16 protein-coding genes are annotated in these 16,312 nt (G+C 72.1%); 9 read left to right on the plus strand and 7 right to left on the minus strand.

Going from position 1 to position 16,312, the window contains the following annotated elements; all coding sequences use genetic code 11:
* The first annotated feature begins 159 nt into the window (after window positions 1-159).
* Genes DI005_RS26670 through DI005_RS26690 form a run of 5 tightly spaced genes read left to right on the plus strand, consistent with a single transcriptional unit; the run spans window position 160 to window position 4,874 of the window.
* Window positions 160-1,233: an acyl-CoA dehydrogenase family protein gene (locus tag DI005_RS26670; RefSeq protein ID WP_113643990.1), complete on the plus strand. Its 1,074-nt coding sequence runs from the start codon at window positions 160-162 to the stop codon at window positions 1,231-1,233.
* On the plus strand, window positions 1,233-2,396 hold the full coding sequence (locus tag DI005_RS26675; protein ID WP_113643991.1) for an acyl-CoA dehydrogenase family protein: 1,164 nt from the start codon (window positions 1,233-1,235) through the stop codon (window positions 2,394-2,396). Before DI005_RS26670 ends, DI005_RS26675 begins: the two co-directional genes overlap by 1 nt.
* On the plus strand, window positions 2,396-3,313 hold the full coding sequence (locus DI005_RS26680; RefSeq protein ID WP_112268255.1) for a bifunctional MaoC family dehydratase N-terminal/OB-fold nucleic acid binding domain-containing protein: 918 nt from the start codon (window positions 2,396-2,398) through the stop codon (window positions 3,311-3,313). The genes DI005_RS26675 and DI005_RS26680 overlap by 1 nt, the downstream gene beginning before the upstream one ends.
* A complete protein-coding gene (locus DI005_RS26685; protein ID WP_113643992.1) occupies window positions 3,310-3,708 on the plus strand; it encodes a MaoC family dehydratase in 399 nt (132 codons plus the stop codon). Before DI005_RS26680 ends, DI005_RS26685 begins: the two co-directional genes overlap by 4 nt.
* A complete protein-coding gene (locus DI005_RS26690) occupies window positions 3,705-4,874 on the plus strand; it encodes a lipid-transfer protein (protein WP_113643993.1) in 1,170 nt (389 codons plus the stop codon). The genes DI005_RS26685 and DI005_RS26690 overlap by 4 nt, the downstream gene beginning before the upstream one ends.
* A gap of 184 nt (window positions 4,875-5,058) precedes the next feature.
* Here DI005_RS26690 and DI005_RS38325 read toward each other — a convergent pair whose 3' ends face one another.
* Complete coding sequence (locus DI005_RS38325) at window positions 5,059-5,208, minus strand: hypothetical protein (protein ID WP_158559907.1); 150 nt, start codon at window positions 5,206-5,208, stop codon at window positions 5,059-5,061.
* Window positions 5,209-5,304: 96 nt separating this feature from the next.
* On the minus strand, window positions 5,305-6,396 hold the full coding sequence (locus DI005_RS26695; protein WP_113643994.1) for an amidohydrolase family protein: 1,092 nt from the start codon (window positions 6,394-6,396) through the stop codon (window positions 5,305-5,307).
* Between the two features lie 165 nt (window positions 6,397-6,561).
* Between DI005_RS26695 and sigJ the strand changes: the two genes are divergently transcribed.
* Together sigJ and DI005_RS26705 are read left to right on the plus strand one after the other, a co-directional pair.
* Window positions 6,562-7,431 carry an RNA polymerase sigma factor SigJ gene (gene sigJ, locus DI005_RS26700; protein WP_112267064.1) on the plus strand — a complete coding sequence of 290 codons (870 nt, stop codon included), beginning with the start codon at window positions 6,562-6,564 and terminating at the stop codon, window positions 7,429-7,431.
* An 89-nt stretch (window positions 7,432-7,520) separates the two neighbouring features.
* The gene (locus tag DI005_RS26705; RefSeq protein WP_112268253.1) at window positions 7,521-8,099 is read left to right on the plus strand and encodes a DUF5134 domain-containing protein; all 579 of its coding nucleotides are present in this window, start codon (window positions 7,521-7,523) and stop codon (window positions 8,097-8,099) included.
* A 97-nt stretch (window positions 8,100-8,196) separates the two neighbouring features.
* Here DI005_RS26705 and DI005_RS26710 read toward each other — a convergent pair whose 3' ends face one another.
* The 5 genes from DI005_RS26710 to kstD form a co-directional block, all read right to left on the minus strand.
* Complete coding sequence (locus DI005_RS26710) at window positions 8,197-9,060, minus strand: MaoC/PaaZ C-terminal domain-containing protein (protein WP_112267062.1); 864 nt, start codon at window positions 9,058-9,060, stop codon at window positions 8,197-8,199.
* Between the two features lie 10 nt (window positions 9,061-9,070).
* Window positions 9,071-10,087, minus strand: coding sequence for a ferredoxin--NADP reductase (locus tag DI005_RS26715; RefSeq protein WP_113643995.1), 1,017 nt, complete (start codon window positions 10,085-10,087; stop codon window positions 9,071-9,073).
* A complete protein-coding gene (locus tag DI005_RS26720) occupies window positions 10,080-10,349 on the minus strand; it encodes a hypothetical protein (protein WP_113644024.1) in 270 nt (89 codons plus the stop codon). Before DI005_RS26720 ends, DI005_RS26715 begins: the two co-directional genes overlap by 8 nt.
* Before the next feature lie 194 nt (window positions 10,350-10,543).
* Window positions 10,544-11,680, minus strand: coding sequence for a Rieske 2Fe-2S domain-containing protein (locus tag DI005_RS26725; protein WP_113643996.1), 1,137 nt, complete (start codon window positions 11,678-11,680; stop codon window positions 10,544-10,546).
* Entirely contained in the window at window positions 11,677-13,386 is a 1,710-nt protein-coding gene (gene kstD / locus DI005_RS26730) for a 3-oxosteroid 1-dehydrogenase (protein WP_113643997.1), read from the minus strand. The genes DI005_RS26725 and kstD overlap by 4 nt, the downstream gene beginning before the upstream one ends.
* 97 nt (window positions 13,387-13,483) lie before the next feature.
* Here kstD and DI005_RS26735 point away from each other — a divergent pair, with 97 nt between their 5' ends.
* Both DI005_RS26735 and hsaA read left to right on the plus strand, forming a co-directional pair.
* Entirely contained in the window at window positions 13,484-15,046 is a 1,563-nt protein-coding gene (locus tag DI005_RS26735) for an FAD-binding protein (RefSeq protein ID WP_369973624.1), read from the plus strand.
* Between the two features lie 81 nt (window positions 15,047-15,127).
* Complete coding sequence (gene hsaA, locus DI005_RS26740; protein WP_113643998.1) at window positions 15,128-16,306, plus strand: 3-hydroxy-9,10-secoandrosta-1,3,5(10)-triene-9,17-dione monooxygenase oxygenase subunit; 1,179 nt, start codon at window positions 15,128-15,130, stop codon at window positions 16,304-16,306.
* Window positions 16,307-16,312 lie beyond the last annotated feature (6 nt).

The following is a 16,312-nucleotide window of genomic DNA, read 5'->3' on the forward strand; positions in this document are numbered from 1 at the left end:
TGCCCCCAAGGCCACCTTTGTTGCGTTCAGCGCAGCAAAGGTGGCCTTGGGGGCAGGTAGGGGAGCGTTGGCGAGGGTGGGGGTTGCCGTGATCGGCTCCTGTGGTGAACACTAGAACGTGTTTCAGTCTTGGGCGGTTCTGGGCCAGTGAGGAGCAGCGTGGACTTCACCCCCGACGAGACCCAGCGTGAGATCGCCGAGCTCACCGCCGGGGTCCTGCGCAGGGCGGGCGACGACGGCGAGGCAGCCTGGCGCGGGCTCGCCGAGGCGGGCCTGCTGGCGTTGTCGCTGCCCGCCGAGCTCGGCGGTGACGGGCTCGGCGTCGCCGAGGTCGCCGCCGTGCTCACCGAGACGGGCCGGGCCGCCGCGCCGGTGCCCGCCCTCGCGACGCTCGCGCTCGGCGTGCTGCCGCTGGGCCGCCTCGGCACTCCCGCGCAGCGGGCCACCCTCCTGCCGGATGTCGCCGAGGGGCAGGCCGTGCTCACGGCCGCGCTGCACGAACCGTCCGCGCCGCTCACCACCAGGCCGGCCACCACGGCCACCCCGGTGGACGGCGCGTGGCTGCTCACCGGCGTCAAGACCGCCGTGCCGTACGCCGCCACCGCGCGCCGCGTGCTGGTGCCCGCGTCCGTCCCCGGCGGCACCGGCGTCTTCCTGGTGGACCCCCACGGCGAGGGCGTCACGGTCACCGCGACCCCGGCCTCGGCCGGCGGTCCCGAGCACACGCTCCGCCTCGACGACGCGGCGGTCGCCGACGAGGACCTGCTCGACACGCGCAGCGCCGGTGAGGGCCTGCGGGTGCTGCACCGGTACACGCTGGCCGGGGCCGCCGCGGTGGGCGACGGCGCGCTGGCGGGCGCGCTCGCGCTCACCACCACCCACCTCGGCACGCGCGAGCAGTTCGGGAGGCCGCTCGCCACGTTCCAGGCCGTCGCCCAGCAGATCGCCGACGTCTACATCGCCTCGCGCACGGTGCACCTCGCGGCGACGTCGGCCGTGTGGCGGCTCGGCACGGGTCTGGACCCGGATGCCGAGCTCGACATCGCCACCTACTGGCTCGCGCGGGAGGCGCCCGCCGCTCTCGCCGCGTGCCACCACCTGCACGGCGGGATCGGCCTCGACATCACCTATCCGCTGCACCGCTACTCGTCGCTCGTCAAGGACCTCGTGCGCGGCCTCGGCGGCGTGGAGTCGCGAGTGGACGGAGTCGGCGCGCTCGTGGGAGGTGTGTGATGGACATCGAGCTCACCCCGGCACAGCGCGAGCTGCGCGCCGAGCTGCGCCGCTACTTCGCGAACCTGGTGACGCCTGAGGAGCGCAGGACGATGCTGCGCGAGCGGCACGGCGAGACCTACCGCGCGATCGTGCGCCGCATGGGCCGGGACGGCTGGCTCGGCGTCGGCTGGCCCGAGGAGTACGGCGGCCGGGGCTTCGGCCCCGTCGAGCAGCACCTCTTCGCCGACGAGGCGGCGCGGGCGGACGTGCAGCTGCCGTCGGTGACCCTGCAGACCGTCGGGCCGACCCTGCAGCAGTTCGGCACCGACGAACAGAAAGGGCTGTTCCTGCCGAAGATCCTCGCCGGTGAGGTGCATTTCGCCATCGGCTACAGCGAGCCGGACGCCGGCACCGACCTCGCCTCGCTGCGCACCTCCGCCGTCAGGGAGGGCGACCACTACGTCGTCAACGGGCAGAAGATCTTCACCACCGGCGGGCACGACGCCGACTACATCTGGCTCGCCGTGCGCACCGACCCGGACGCCCCCAGGCACAAGGGCATCTCGATCCTCATCGTCGACACGCGCGACCCCGGCTACTCCTGGACCCCGATCATCACGTGCGACGGCGCGCACCACGTCAACGCCACGTACTACTCGGACGTCCGTGTGCCCGCGAACATGCTGGTGGGCGGGGAGAACCGCGGCTGGGGCCTCATCACAACGCAGCTCAACCACGAGCGCGTGATGCTCGGACCCGCCGGGCGCATCGGGGGTCTCTACGACCGGGTGCGCGACTGGGCGGCCGCCCGCAAGACGCCCGACGGCACACCGTTGCTGGACCTGCCCGACGTGCGCAGGGCGCTCGCCGAGACGCTCGCCGTGGTGCGCGTGAACGAGCTGCTCAACTGGCAGGTCGCCGTGTCGGAGCCGGGTTCGGTGGCCGACGCGTCGGCCACCAAGGTGTTCTCCTCCGACCGGCAGCAGCGGGCGAGCCGGGCACTGGAGGAGATCGTCGGCAGGCACGGTGACCTCGCCGACCCCGAGACCGCCGAGCTGGCCGCGTGGCTGGACGTGCTGGCGAAACGCAACATCGTGCTGACCTTCGGCGGCGGCGTCAACGAGATCCAACGGGAGCTGATCGCGATGTTCGGGCTGGGCCTGCCGAGGGTGCCGCGATGATCGATGTCGAGGAGGCCGCGCGGCGGATCGCGGCGAAGGGGGAGTCGCGGCCGAGGCTCGCGCGAGACCCGGTGAACCAGGCGATGGTCAACAACTGGGTCGAGGCGCTCGGCGACGCGAACCCCGTCTACACCGATCCCGAGTTCGCGGCGAGCTCCGTCCACGGTGGACTCGTCGCGCCGCCAGCGATGGCGCAGGTATGGTCGATGAACGGGCTGCACGGCCAGCGGGCCGCCGACGACCCGCTCGGCGCTATGATGTCCATTCTGGACGAAGCCGGTTACACCTCCGTGGTGGCGACCAACTCCGAGCAGACCTACCACCGCTACCTGCGGCCCGGCGAGCACGTGTCGTCGTCGATCCGGCTCGAGGACGTCACCGGGCCCAAGCGCACCGCGCTCGGCGAGGGCTGGTTCGTCACCACGAGGACCACCTGGCGGGTCGGCGACGAGGTCGTGGCTGAGATGGTGTTCCGCGTGCTGAAGTTCAGCCCCGCGGCGCGGCGGGAGACCGTGCCGGACGCCGGTGCGGTGCTGCGGCCGGTGATCAGCCGTGACACCGAGTTCTTCTGGGAGGGCACCCGCAAGGGTGAGCTGCGGATCCAGCGCTGGGGCGACGTGCTGCGCCACCCGCCGGGCCCGCTGCCGCCCGACGGGGACCTGACGGCCGAACCGGATTACGTCGTGGCCGAGGGCACCGGCGCCGTCTACAGCTACCTCGTGCACCACCACCCACAGGTGCCCGGCAAGAAGCTGCCGTTCGTGGTAGCGCTCGTGGAGCTGGCCGAGGGTGTGCGGGTGCTCGGCGAGCTGGTCGACACGGATCCCGAGGATGTCCACATCGGACTCCCGGTCGAGGTGACCTTCCTGCGCGTGGACGACGAGCTGACCCTGCCGGCCTGGAAGGTGCGCGCATGACCATCGCGATCGGCACCGAGCTGCCGGAACTGACCATCGAGGCCACACCGACGTTCGTGATCAGCACGGCACTGGCCACCCGCGACTTCCAGGACGTTCACCACGACCGCGACGCCGCGGTCTCCCGTGGCTCGAAGGACATCTTCGTCAACATCCTCACAGACACCGGCCTGGTGCAGCGGTTCGTCACCGACTGGGCGGGCCCGGAGGCACTCGTGCGCTCGATCAGGATCCGGCTGGGCGTGCCGTGTTACGCCTACGACGTCCTCACGTTCACCGGCCACGTGACCGCGGTCGACGGCGACGACGCGGAGATCGCCGTCACCGCGAAGGGCAGCCTCGGTGACCACGTCACGGGCACGGTGCGCGTGACACTGCCGGGAGCGGGCTCATGACACTCGCGGGCAGGGCGGCGATCGCGGGCATCGGCGCCACCGAGTTCTCCAAGGACTCAGGGCGCAGCGAGCTGCGGCTGGCCGCCGAGGCGGTGAGCGCGGCACTCGCCGACGCCGGGCTCACGCCGTCCGATGTGGATGGTCTGGTGACCTTCACCATGGACGGGAACGCGGAGATCGCCGTCGCCCGTGAGCTGGGCATCCCCGAGCTGACGTTCTTCAGCCGCGTGCACTACGGCGGCGGCGCCGCGGCCGCGACCGTGCAGCAGGCGGCGATGGCGGTGGCCACCGGGGTCGCCGACGTGGTCGTGGCCTACCGGGCGTTCAACGAGCGCTCGGGGCACCGGTTCGGACAGGTGTCCTCCGCCGCCGCGCAGCAGGTGAACACGTCCGGTGTGGACAACGGCTTCCACTACCCGATGGGCCTGGCCACGCCCGCCGCGACCGTGGCGATGGTGGCTCAGCGGTACCTGCACACCTACGGCGCGACGAGCGAGGACTTCGGCCGCGTCGCCGTGCTCGACCGCAAGCACGCGGCGACCAACCCGCGCGCGTGGTTCCACGGCAAGCCGATCACGCTGGAACAGCACCAGGCCTCGCGCTGGGTAGCCGAGCCGCTTCACCTGCTCGACTGCTGCCAGGAGAGCGACGGCGGCGTGGCTCTCGTGATCACCAGCGCCGAGCGGGCCCGCGACCTCGCGCAGCCGCCCGTCGTGGTGGCGGCCGCCGCGCAGGGCAGCGGCCCCGACCAGTACATCATGACCAACTACTACCGCGACGACCTCGCCGCACTGCCCGAGATGGGCGTCGTGGCACGGCAGCTGTGGCGGCAGTCCGGGCTCGAGAGGTCCGATGTGGACGTCGCCGTGCTGTACGACCACTTCACGCCGTACGTGCTGATGCAGCTCGAGGAGCTCGGGTTCTGCGGCCGGGGCGAGGCCAAGGACCTCGTGGCGAGCGGTGCGCTGGAACTGGACGGCTCGCTGCCCCTCAACCCGCATGGCGGCCAGCTCGGCGAGGCCTACATCCACGGCATGAACGGCATCGCGGAGGGCGTGCGGCAGGTGCGGGGCACCGCCGTGAACCAGGTGCCCGGCGCCCGCCACGTTCTCGTCACGGCGGGCACCGGGGTACCCACGAGCGGCCTGATCCTCACCGCCGCCTGATCCGGCGGCCAGTGCGGGCTGTCGGCGAAGCGGTTGTCGAACCGCTCCTGGTTCTCCAGGTTCTCGCGGGCTCACCTGTCCCTTGCTGGCCAGCTCGCCGAGGCGGAGGTACTCGAACCGCTCATCACGAGCACGTCGGCCTCGGCGTCCTCCGCCGCGCCGAAGGCGGGTGGCTCCTCCAGGGTCACCACGCGGTCGCCCGCGAGCGCGCGCAGGCGCCGCCGAGCACGGAGAGCAGCTCGGTGGAGCCGCGGTGACAGGCGGCGGCCCCGCGGTACCGCGCGGTCGGCGTTGACCGCGCCACCGGTGTGTGGGCGTCGGCGAGCAGCCGCATCCGCGTCCCGCCGACGTCGAGCGCCTCGGCCTGGTCCGCGCGGGTGAGCAGAGCCGGCGTGCCATCGGCGCCGAGCGGACATGCCGGGTGCTCCCGTCACGCCTCGTGGCGCACGCCGCGCCGCCAGACGCCGGCGATGGCCCGGGTGGCCGTGATGTCACGGGTCGGGTCGCCCTCCACGAGCACCAGGTCGGCCCGCAGCCCCGGGGCGATCCGGCCACGGTCGGCGAGGCCGAACACGCGAGCGGGCACGCTGGTGGCCGCGGCCAGCGCCTCGGCGGGATCGAACCCGGCGGAAGTCAGCAGCTCCAGCTCCCGGTGCATGCTCTCGCCGTGCACGGGCGCGAACGGGGTGGCGTCGGTGCCCGCCAGCAGCGTCACGCCGGCCCGGCGTAGGGCCTTCGCGGCGGCGACGGCCTTGCCGAGGTCGGCGATCACCTCGAAGTAGGTGAGCGTGCTGACCACGAACACGCCCTGTGTGGCGATCCGCGCGGCGAGGTCGGCGGCGGCCGGGTCGCCCCCGGCGAGGTCGCCGAAGACGTGGGCGAGGCCGTCGACCCCGGCGTCCAGCGCGATGCCGACCTCCCGCGCGGTGATCGCGTGGGCGATGGACCGCAGGCCGTGGGCGTGCCCCGCGCGCACGAGCGCGGTCACGATCTCGGGCGAGAGCGCGGGCAGCTCCTCGCCCCGCAGCTCGCCGTCCTCGATCACGAGCTTGAGATAGTCGCTGCCCTCCGCAAGGCGGGCCTCGACGAACGCCGGGACGTCGGCGACGGCCGAGATCGTCGTGAACGCGCCCACGGCGTCCCCGAGCTGGGCCGTGTCGAGTTGCTTCATCAGCTGGCTGGGGTGCCCGCCGGGCGCGGTGGCGAGCAGGCCCGCGCTGCGCATGTCGGCCACGTCGTCGTGCTCGGCCGCCAGCTTGCGCTGTCGTTCCAGGTTGCCGGGCAGGCAGAACATGTCGAGCTCGGTGGTGACGCCATGGCGAAGCGCCTGCGCGAGGCTGCCGTCGAAGACGTGGGTGTGGGCGTCGATCAGTCCGGGCAGCAGGGTCCGGCCCCGCCCGTCGACGACGACGTCGGGCTCGGGGCCGGGTTCGGCGAGCACGGCGCCGTCGATGAGCACGTCGGCCGTGGGCCGGCTCCGCTCGCCGTCGAACACGCGGACGTCGTGGATCAGGGTGCGCATGGGATCTCCTCGGTGCGGTCCGGCACGGGTCACCGGATCGCGACCAGGAGCCCGGGCCGGGCCGCACGTGTGACATCGATGAGACCTGGGTCACGGTCTTGCCCAGTAGGTCACACCCGGCGGCGTGCGAGGCTCAGAGGTGGTGACGCGACAGGAGGACTCGCGATGACCGATCCGGCGACCCAGACGTTCCTCGACCACCGCGAGCTGCTGTTCTCCGTGGTGTACAACCTCCTCGGCACGGTCTCCGACACCGAGGACGTGCTGCAGGAGACGTGGCTCGCGTGGGCGCCGCGCGCCCGCTCCGGGGAGCCCGTCGCCAACCCCAGGGCGTACCTGGTGCGGATCGCGGTGAACCAGGCACTCGGCAGCCGCGCCGCCATCAACAGGCGGCGCGAGACCTACGTGGGCCAGTGGCTGCCCGAGCCGCTCGTGGAAGGGGAGAGCGACCCGGTGGAGCGCGCCGAGTCGACGTCGATGGCGCTGCTCGTGGTGCTGGAGACGCTGAGCCCGCTGGAACGCGCGGTGTTCGTGCTGCACGAGGTGTTCGGCTACGCCCACACCGAGACCGCGGAGATCCTCGGCCGCAGTCCCTCGGCGGTGCGCCAGCTCGCCCACCGCGCCCGCGAGCACATGCACGCGCGGCGGCCCCGGTACCGGCCCGATCCGGCGATCCGGCGCGAGGTCACGGAGCGGTTCCTCGCCGCGGCGCTCGGCGGCGAACTGGAAGCACTGCTGGAGGTGCTCGCGCCCGACGTGACCCTCTGGACCGACGGCGGCGGCAAGGGCCCGGCGCGCAGCCTGTCACCCGTCCACGGCCGCGACGCGGTCGCGCGTCTCTTCGTCGCGGTGGCAGCGCATGCCCCGCCGGCGATGGACGTGCGGTACCGCCGCGTGAACGGTGACCCCTCGGCCGTGCTGTTCGACGGCGACGCCCCGTTCGCGGTGTTCGTGCTCGACCTCAGCCCCGACGGCGACCGGGTGGCCGCCATCTACTCGGTCACCAACCCCGACAAGCTGAGCGGCGTCCGCTGACCCGTGTCCCGGGCATCACCTGCTTGACCCTTGGCGTGGGTGCCGTCGCGTGCGACGGTTGTCCCCACGGTGCGGCGAGTGAGGTGATGATGCAGATCCCGGGGATCGTGGCGTGGCTGCTGACTGGCGCCTTCCTACTGCTCACCCTGCCCTGCGTGGTGCGCCTGGTGCGGCTCGACTACGTGCGGCTCGGCGGCGGGGTGCGGCACATCGACCTCGCCGGCCTGCTCATGACCCTCGCCATGGTGGCCATGGTGTCGCCCGTCGGCGCACCCATCCCCGTGCCGGGCTGGCAGGCACTGTTCCTGCTCACCGCCGGCTGGTTCATCGCGGGTGCCGTGCGCAACCGCGTGGCCGATGGCGTGTGCCGCCGCTGCGACCTGCACCATGCCCTCGCGGCGGTGGCGATGCTCTACATGCTCACCGCGATGCCCCACGGCGGGCACGGCACGTGGCCGACCATGGTCACGGGCGACGCGGGTGGCCTGGCGTGGCCGGTGGTGGCCGCGCTGGCGGCCGCGTACTTCTCCTTCGACGGGGTCCAGACCGCCGTGCGCGCGCTGCGTTCCCGCGGCCGCGGCACCCTCCCGGAAGGGTTCGGCTCCCGCACCCTCTGCCGCACCGTCATGGGCCTCGGCATGGGCTACATGTTCCTCGCCGCGCTGTAGGCCAGGCAGCGCGCTGCCTGGCCCGTGTCGCGGTGCGGGCAACGGCGCGGCCGACGGCCCTGGCCGGTGACGCCGCGATCCGCTGAGCCACTCCGCGCTACCGCACCTCGGTCAGCACGGCGTCCGAGAGCACGGGCGCCTCGTCGCGGTCCGGTGCCGTCGTGGTCACGAGCAGCCGCCCGTCCTCGCGCCACACCCGCGTGCGCAGCCGTTCGCCGGGCAGCACGATGCCGGCGAACTTCGCCGACCACGACCGGACCCGCCGCACGTCGGCGTCCAGCAGCGCGTCCGTCACGGCCTTGAGCACCACGCCGTACGTGCACAGCCCGTGCAGGATCGGCGCGTCGAACCCGGCGCCCTTCGCGAACTCCGGGTCGGCATGCAGCGGGTTGCGGTCGCCGCAGAGCCGGTAGAGCAGCGCCTGCTGGGGGAGGGTGGGCGTGTCGAGCACGGCGTCGGGCTCGCGGTCCGGCGGCTCGACGCGGTCTGAGGTGCCCCGCTTGCCGCCGAAGCCGCCCTCGCCGCGGGCGAAGATGCTCGACCGCGCCGTCCACAGTGGATCCCCGGCGTCCGAGGTCACCGCGATCTCCGAGACGATCACCGCGGCCTTGCCCTTGTCGAGCACGTCGACCACCCGCGACCGCCCGGTGGCCTTGCCCTCCACGGGGATCGGCCGGTGCATGACCACCTCCTGCGTGCCGTGCACCACCTTGGCGAGCTCGACGCTGATGCCGGGGAAGGTCACGGCGGGCGGCTCGAACAGCCGCAGGTTCGGCGCCACGGTGGCGAAGCTCGGCAGCACCCGCAGGTCGCGCTCGTAGGCGTAGCGCAGCTCGCGCTCGTCGGTGGGGTCGGCGCCCGCGCCCAGCGCGAGGTGGTAGAGCAGCACGTCGGAGGACGTCCAGGCGAAGGTGGTCTCGCCGAGGTCGGCTCCGATCGCGGTGTCGGCGTCGATGGGCACGCGGAACTCCCTACTCGTAGCTGATCGTGACCTCGTCGGTGAGCGGCAGCGACTGGCACGCCAGCACGATGCCCTCGGCGATGTCCTCGGAGTCGAGCACGTCGTTGTTCAGCATCTTCACCTCACCGGAGACGATCCGGCAAGCACACGCGCTGCACTGACCCTCGCGGCACGAGTACGGCGCGTCGAGCCCGGCTTCCAGCAGCAGGTCCAGCAGCTTGCGGTGGCGTGGCCACGAGAGCGCGCGCTCCTGCCCGTCGAGCGACACCGACAGCGCGGACGGCTCCTCCCCGGACGGTTCCCCGACCTCCGTGCTTCCCGCCGCCTCGAAGGGATTGCCCTGCAGCGAGACGAACTTCTCCACGTGTACACGCGACCTCGGGACGCCGACGTCCGCGAGCGCGGCCGTCACCTCGGCCATGAACGGCCGGGGCCCGCACACGAACGCCTCGCGCCCGGCGAGCGGCTCCGCGAGTGCCCGCAGCCGCCGCGCGCTCGGCAGGCCCTGCAACGTCTCCAGCCAGTGCACGAGAGTGAGCCTGCCGGGATGGGCCTCGGCGAGCTCGCGCAGCGTGTCCGCGAAGATCACCGAGCGTTCGTCACGGTTGGCGTAGACGAGCGTGACCGAGCCGCTTCCCTTCGCCAGCACCGACTTCACGATCGACAACACCGGCGTGATGCCGCTGCCCGCGGCGAACAGGGCGAGATCGGCGTCGAGCGAGGCCGGGGTGAACAGCCCGCTCGGCGGCAGCACCTCCAGCTCGGTTCCCTCGGTGACGTTGTCGCAGATCCAGTTCGAGGCGTAGCCGTCCCGCTTCACGGTGACCTGCGGCGCCTCGCCGGTGTCGGGGGAGCTCGAGAGCGAGTAGCAGCGCGCCACCGAGCCGCACCGCTCACTCGGCACCCGCACGGTGAGGAACTGGCCGGGCCGGTAGGCGAGGTCGGCGTCGAACACCACCGAGCACGCCTGCTCGGTCTCGGTGACCACTCCGGCCACCCGAAGCCGCCGCGGGGACACTTCAGCCATGGGCGAAGGCGCCTTCCCTCGCCGCATCGGCGATACTGTCGCGCAGCCTCTCGCACGTGTCGAGCAGCGCGGGATGCGCGCCCTCGGAGACCTTCTCGGCGAACACGGGGCAGCTGGTCGCCGCGTCGGTGGTCCACTGGATGCTCGTGTGCTGCGGGCTGTTCTTCTTCACCAGCACCGTCGTGGCACACGAGCGGCAGGCCACCGGGACGAGCCCGGCAGTGAGGAACTCGTCCTTCTCGCGAGTCCCCCCGTCCTGCACGCGAGTTCCCCGCTCCTGCTCGCGAGTCCCCCCGTCCTGCGCGCGAGTTCCCCGCTCCTGCTCGCGAGTTCTGCCGTCCCGCTCGTGAGTTCCGCGAACCCCGTTGCGGAACTCGCGGTCCGGAGCGCGGAACTCGCGGTCCGGAGCGGGGGACTCGCGATCCGGAGCGGGGGACTCGCGCGGCTGGCCCGGCACTACGACACCCCGGCTTCCTGCTGGCGGGCCAGGTTCTCGGCGACCTCCTGCTCCCACACCTCGTTGGCGCGCGTGGTGTCCACCTCGAACTCGAAGCGCCGCGTCATGTCCTCGGTGACCTCGGCGGCGTCGACGTAGAACTGGTCGTACCAGCGGCGCAGCTGATAGACCGGCCCGTCCTCCTCACACAGCAGCGGGTTGTCGATGCGCGTCTTGTTCTTCCAGATCTCCACGTCCTGGAGGAACCCGACGCCGATGCTCTCGGCGAACTTGCCCGCGATCTTGTCGGCCTGCTCGTCGGACACGCCGGGCAGCTTCTTGACGATCACGCCCCACTGCAGCACGAACGAGTCCGGCGTGACCGGGTAGTGGCAGTTGATCAGAACGTTCTCGATCTCGAGTCCCTTGTACGTGTTGAGGAGCTTGTTGATCATGTACGAGGGTCCGTAGTACGACGCCTCCGACCGCAGGAGGTTCTCCTCGCCGCCGTAGTTGGACGCCATGCCGACGTCGGGACGGCCCTTGGTGTTGAGGTACTGGGTGGCGATGTGGCCCTCGAAGACGTTCTTGAAGTAGGTCGGGAACGCGAAGTGGATGTAGAAGAAGTGGGCCATGTCCACGACGTTGTCCACGATCTCGCGGCAGTTGGCGCCCTCGATGAGCACCGAGTCCCACGTCCAGTTGCTCCACTCGCCGTTGAACACGCCGTCGATGCGCGGGATCACGACGTCGTCGGGCGGCGGGTTGCCCTCCGGGTCGTGCCACACGAACAACTGCTTGTTCTCCTCCAGCGTGAGCCAGGCGCGGGTGCGGGCCCGCAGCGGAACCCGTTTGGCGTAGGGGATCGAGACGCATTTGCCGTTGCCGGCCCAGCGCCAGTCGTGGAACGGGCACGCGATCTCGTTGCCCTTCACGGTTCCCTGGGTCAGGTCGCCGCCCATGTGCCTGCAGTACCCGTCCAGCACGTTGAGCTTGCCGTCCTCGCCCTGGAACACCACCAGCTTGGTGCCGAAAGCGTTGATGGCGTGCGGTTTCCCGTCCTTGAACGAGTCCGCGAGCCCGAGGCAGTGCCAGCCGCGGGCGAATCGGGTGGGCGGTGCGCCCGCGTCGATCGTGCGAACGGCTGCCTGCGTCATTGCGGACCTCCAGCGTGTCGTGCCGTGGGCTGTGCTCGATTCTGTGTGGCGAGGTGGCGCGCCGCAAGGTAGCCGAAGACCATCGCCGGCCCGATCGTCGCGCCGGGACCGGCGTAGGTCCGGCCCATCACGGCGGAGCTCGTGTTGCCCGCCGCGTACAGGCCCTCGATGGGCGTTCCGTCCTCGCGCAGCACGCGGGCGTGCACGTCGGTGACGAGCCCGCCCTTGGTGCCGAGGTCACCCGGCACGATCTTGACCGCGTAGAACGGCGCCTGCTCCAGCGGGCCGAGGCTCGGGTTGGGCTTGTTGCGCGGGTCGCCGTAGTAGTGGTCGTAGGCGCTCGCGCCGCGGCCGAAGTCCTCGTCGGCGCCGTTCCTGGCGAAGGCGTTGAACCGCTCGACGGTCGCCGTCAGCGCTTCGGCGGGCACCTCGATGCGTTCCGCCAGTGAGGCCAATGTGGAGCCCTTCGCGGCGATCCCGGCCTTGAACCAGCGGCCGGGCAGCGGCTGGCGCGGGCCGAGCCCGGTGAACATGTAGCGGTTGCGGTAGCGCTGGTCGAACACCAGCCACGTGGGGATGTTGTGCGCGGGACCCTCGCCGGGGCCGTACATCGCGTGCACGGCCTCTACGTAGGGCGCCGACTCGTTGACGAACCGCTCGCCGCGCGCGTTGACCAGGATGCAGCCGGGCCGCGAGCGCTCGGCGAGCGCGAACCACGGGCCACCGGTCAGCGGAATCGACGGGCCCCACCACGCGTCGTCCATCAGGTCCACGGTCGCGCCGAGCCGCAGCCCCGCCGTGATGCCGTCGCCGGTGTTGCCCACCGCGCCGACTGTCCACTTCGTACCGATCGGCTGGCGCTGGTACTTCTGCCGCAGCTGGTCGTTGTGCTCGAAGCCACCCGAGGCGAGCACCACACCGCGCCGGGCGCGCAGCAGCACCTCGCGGCCGTCGCACCGCGCGAGCACCCCGGTGACGACGCCGTTCTCGCTCTGCAGCCCGGTCATGGGGGTCGAAAGCCACACGGGCACGTTCGCGCTCTGCAACCCGGCGCGCAGCCCGGCCGCCAGCGCCTGGCCCATGGAGAGCAACCGCTTGCCGGTGAGCCGTCCGGCGAGCCCGCGCAGCCCCAGCCGCAGCAGCCGGGCGATCCCGCGCGGGTGCCGGGCGAGCAGGCTCAGCCAGCGGTAGTCGGCCTGGGTGATGGGCACGCCCAGTGGCGGGGCGCTGTAGGGCGGTTCGAGCTTGGCGAGCTCGGCGCCGAGCACCTTCCCGTCGAGCGGCACCGGTTCGACGGAGCGCCCGCCCGGCCGCCCGCCGGGCGCCTCGGGGTGGTAGTCGGAGTAGTCCCGGACCCATCGCAGCCGCAGGGGGGTGTGCTCGTGGACGAAGGCGACCACCTCCGGGCCGTGGTCGAGGTAGGCCTGGCGCCGCTCGGCGGGCACGACGTCGCCGACGATCGCCTCGAGGTAGCGCCGGGCGTCCTCGGACGTGTCGGTGACCCCCGCGGCCCGCAGTGCCTCGTTGCCGGGGATCCAGACGCCTCCGCCGGAGCGGGCCGTCGAGCCGCCGAAACGGGCGGCCTTCTCGATCACCACGACGTCGAGGCCCGCGTCGGCGGCGGCGAGGGCGGCGGTCATGCCCGCGGCCCCGCTGCCCACGACGACGACGTCGAACTCCGCGGAGGGATCGGCGTCCCCAGCCATGCCACCTCCTGTAACACGTTATAGACAGCTGCGCCGCTGCTGGGCGGCACTTCCGTCACGATAGACGAGAACGTGTTTCAGTTCTAGAGTAGTGGACGTGAGCGGTCATGCGGATGTGATTGTCGTCGGTTTCGGCGCGGCGGGCGCGTGCGCGGCCATCGAGGCCGCCGAGGCCGGCGCCGACGTGCTGGTGATCGACCGGTTCGGCGGGGGCGGGGCGAGCGCGCTGAGCGGCGGCATCGTCTACGCGGGCGGGGGCACCGCCCAGCAGCGCGACGCGGGCGTCGACGACTCGGCGGACGCGATGTTCGACTACCTCCGGCTCGAGGTCGGCGACGTCGTCTCGGCGGGGACCCTGCGCCGGTTCTGCGACAGCAGCCCGGACATGATCACCTGGCTGGAGGAGCACGGCGTGCCGTTCGAGGGCAGCCTGTGCCCGGTCAAGACGTCGTACCCGAACAACGACTACTACCTGTACTACTCCGGCAGCGAGGCCGCGGGCGGGTTCTGCGACGCCGCGAAACCGGCGGCGCGCGGGCACCGGGCCAAGGGCAGGGGCACCTCGGGCAAGGTGCTCTTCGCCGGTCTCGCCAGTGCCGCACGTGCCCGGGGCGTGCGCGTGTGGCCGCAGACCACGGCGTACGAGCTGGTCACCGAGGGGGGCGCGGTCACCGGCGTGCGGGTGCGGACCCTGCGCGACGCGCCGCGCTGGGCGAGGTGGGCACACCGCCTGCTCGGCCGGTACTCGGCCAAGCCGGGGATCTACGTGCCCGCGCTGCGCAAGGTGCTGCAGCGCGGCGTGGAGCGGCTCGAACGGCGCTTCGCCCGCGAGGCGGCGCTGACCGCGCGGCGCGCGGTGGTGCTCACCGCGGGCGGCTTCATCGCCAACCGGGCGATGGTGCGCGAGCACGCGCCCGCCTACCGCGGCGGGCTCCCGCTGGGCACGGCGGGCGACGACGGCTCGGGGCTGCGGATGGGCATCGAGGCCGGTGCGGCGACGGCCGCGCTGGACAAGGTCTCCGCGTGGCGCTTCCTCACGCCGCCAAGCGCGTTCCTCGGCGGCGTGCTGGTGGGTCCCGACGGGCGGCGGTTCATCGACGAGTCCCGGTACGGCGCCGCGATCGGCGAGGCGATGATCCGGGACCACGGCGGCAGGGGCTGGCTGCTCGTGGACGACGAGATCGTGCGGGAGGCCCGCGCGCGGGCGCGCCGGGAGAGTCAGTGGTTCCAGTGGCTGCAGGCGGTGTATCTGCTGCGCCGGGGGCGCGTGACCGCGGACTCGGTCGAGGCGGTCGCCCGCAAGGCCGGGGTCGACGCCGGAGCGCTCGCCGAGACCGTGCGTGCCTACCGGGCCGGCAACCCCGACCCGCTCGGCAAACCCGCGGGTTTCGTCCGGCCGCTCGCGACGCCGCCGTACTCGCTGGTGGACCTGACGATCAAGCCGAACATCGGGTACCCGTGCCCGATGCTGACCCTCGGCGGCCTCGTGGTGGACGAGGACACCGGCCAGGTGCGGGACACCGAGGGCGTGCCGATTCCCGGTCTCTACGCCGCGGGACGCACCGCGGTGGGAATCTGTTCCAGTTCGTATGTGAGCGGGCTCTCGCTCGCGGACTGTGTGTTCTCGGGAAGACGGGCCGGGCTGTCCGCGTCGGCGTGACAAAAACGAGAACGTGTTCTAGTCTTGGCGATGTCAGACCAGGTAGACCCGCATGGTTTCGTGACCAGGAACGAGGCAGGTATGAGCGAGCAGGGCACCCACGCGGTGATCGCCGGGATCGGGGAGCTGCTGCCCGTCCTGCGTGAGCGCGCGCAGGAGACCGAGGACGCACGCCGCATCCCCGACGCGTCCATCAAGGCCCTGCAGGAGACCGGTTTCTTCAAGCTGCTGCAGCCCAAGCCCTACGGCGGCTACGAGTCCGACCCGGTGACCTTCTACACCGCGGTGAAGCTCATCGCGAGCGCGTGCGGCTCCACCGGCTGGGTCGCCTCCATTCTCGGGGTGCACCCGTGGCATGTCGCCCTGTTCGACGCCGAGGCGCAGCGCGAGGTCTGGGGCGAGGACATCGACACCCGGATCTCGTCGTCCTACGCGCCGATGGGCAAGGCGACGATCGTCGAGGGAGGCTACCGGCTCTCCGGCAGGTGGAGCTTCTCGTCGGGCTGCGACCACGCGACGTGGGTGCTGCTCGGCGCGCCCGCGTTCGACGCCGACGGCAAGCCGGTGGACTTCTGCACCTACCTGCTGCCGATCGCCGACTACACGATCGAGGACGTGTGGGACACGGTGGGCCTGCGCGGCACCGGCAGCAACGACGTCATCGTCGACGACGTGTTCGTGCCCCGGCACCGCGCGCTGAGCTTCGTCGCCACGTCGAAGTGCAAGACGCCCGGCCAGGAGGTGAACCCCGGCCCGCTGTACCGGCTGCCCTACGGCTCGGTGCATCCGAGCACCATCACGGCGCCGATCATCGGCATGGCACAGGGCGCCTACGACGCCCACGTGGAGTACCAGCGCGAACGCGTCCGCGCCTCCTACCTGGGCGAGCAGTCCAAAGAGGACCCGTTCGCGAAGGTGCGGATCGCCGAGGCGGCCAGCGAGATCGACGCCGCGTGGCTGCAGCTGACCCACAACATCGACGAGCTGTACCAGATCGCGTGCGAGGGCGGGAAGCTGCCGTTCTCCACGAGGCTTCGCGTGCGGCGCGACCAGGTGCGCGGCACCGAGCGCGCCATCGCCGCGATCGACCGGCTCTTCGAGAACTCCGGCGGCCGCGCACTGCGCTCCGGCACGCCGATCCAGCGCTTCTGGCGCGACGCGCACGCCGGGCGCGTGCACGCCGCCAACGACCCCGAGCGGGCGTACACGATGTTCGGCACCGGCGCCTTCGGGCTGCCCGTCGAGAACGCGATGGTGTGACGGAGT

Source organism: Prauserella sp. PE36, from assembly GCF_003311655.1.
GTDB classification, from domain to species: Bacteria; Actinomycetota; Actinomycetes; order Mycobacteriales; family Pseudonocardiaceae; genus Prauserella_A; species Prauserella_A endophytica.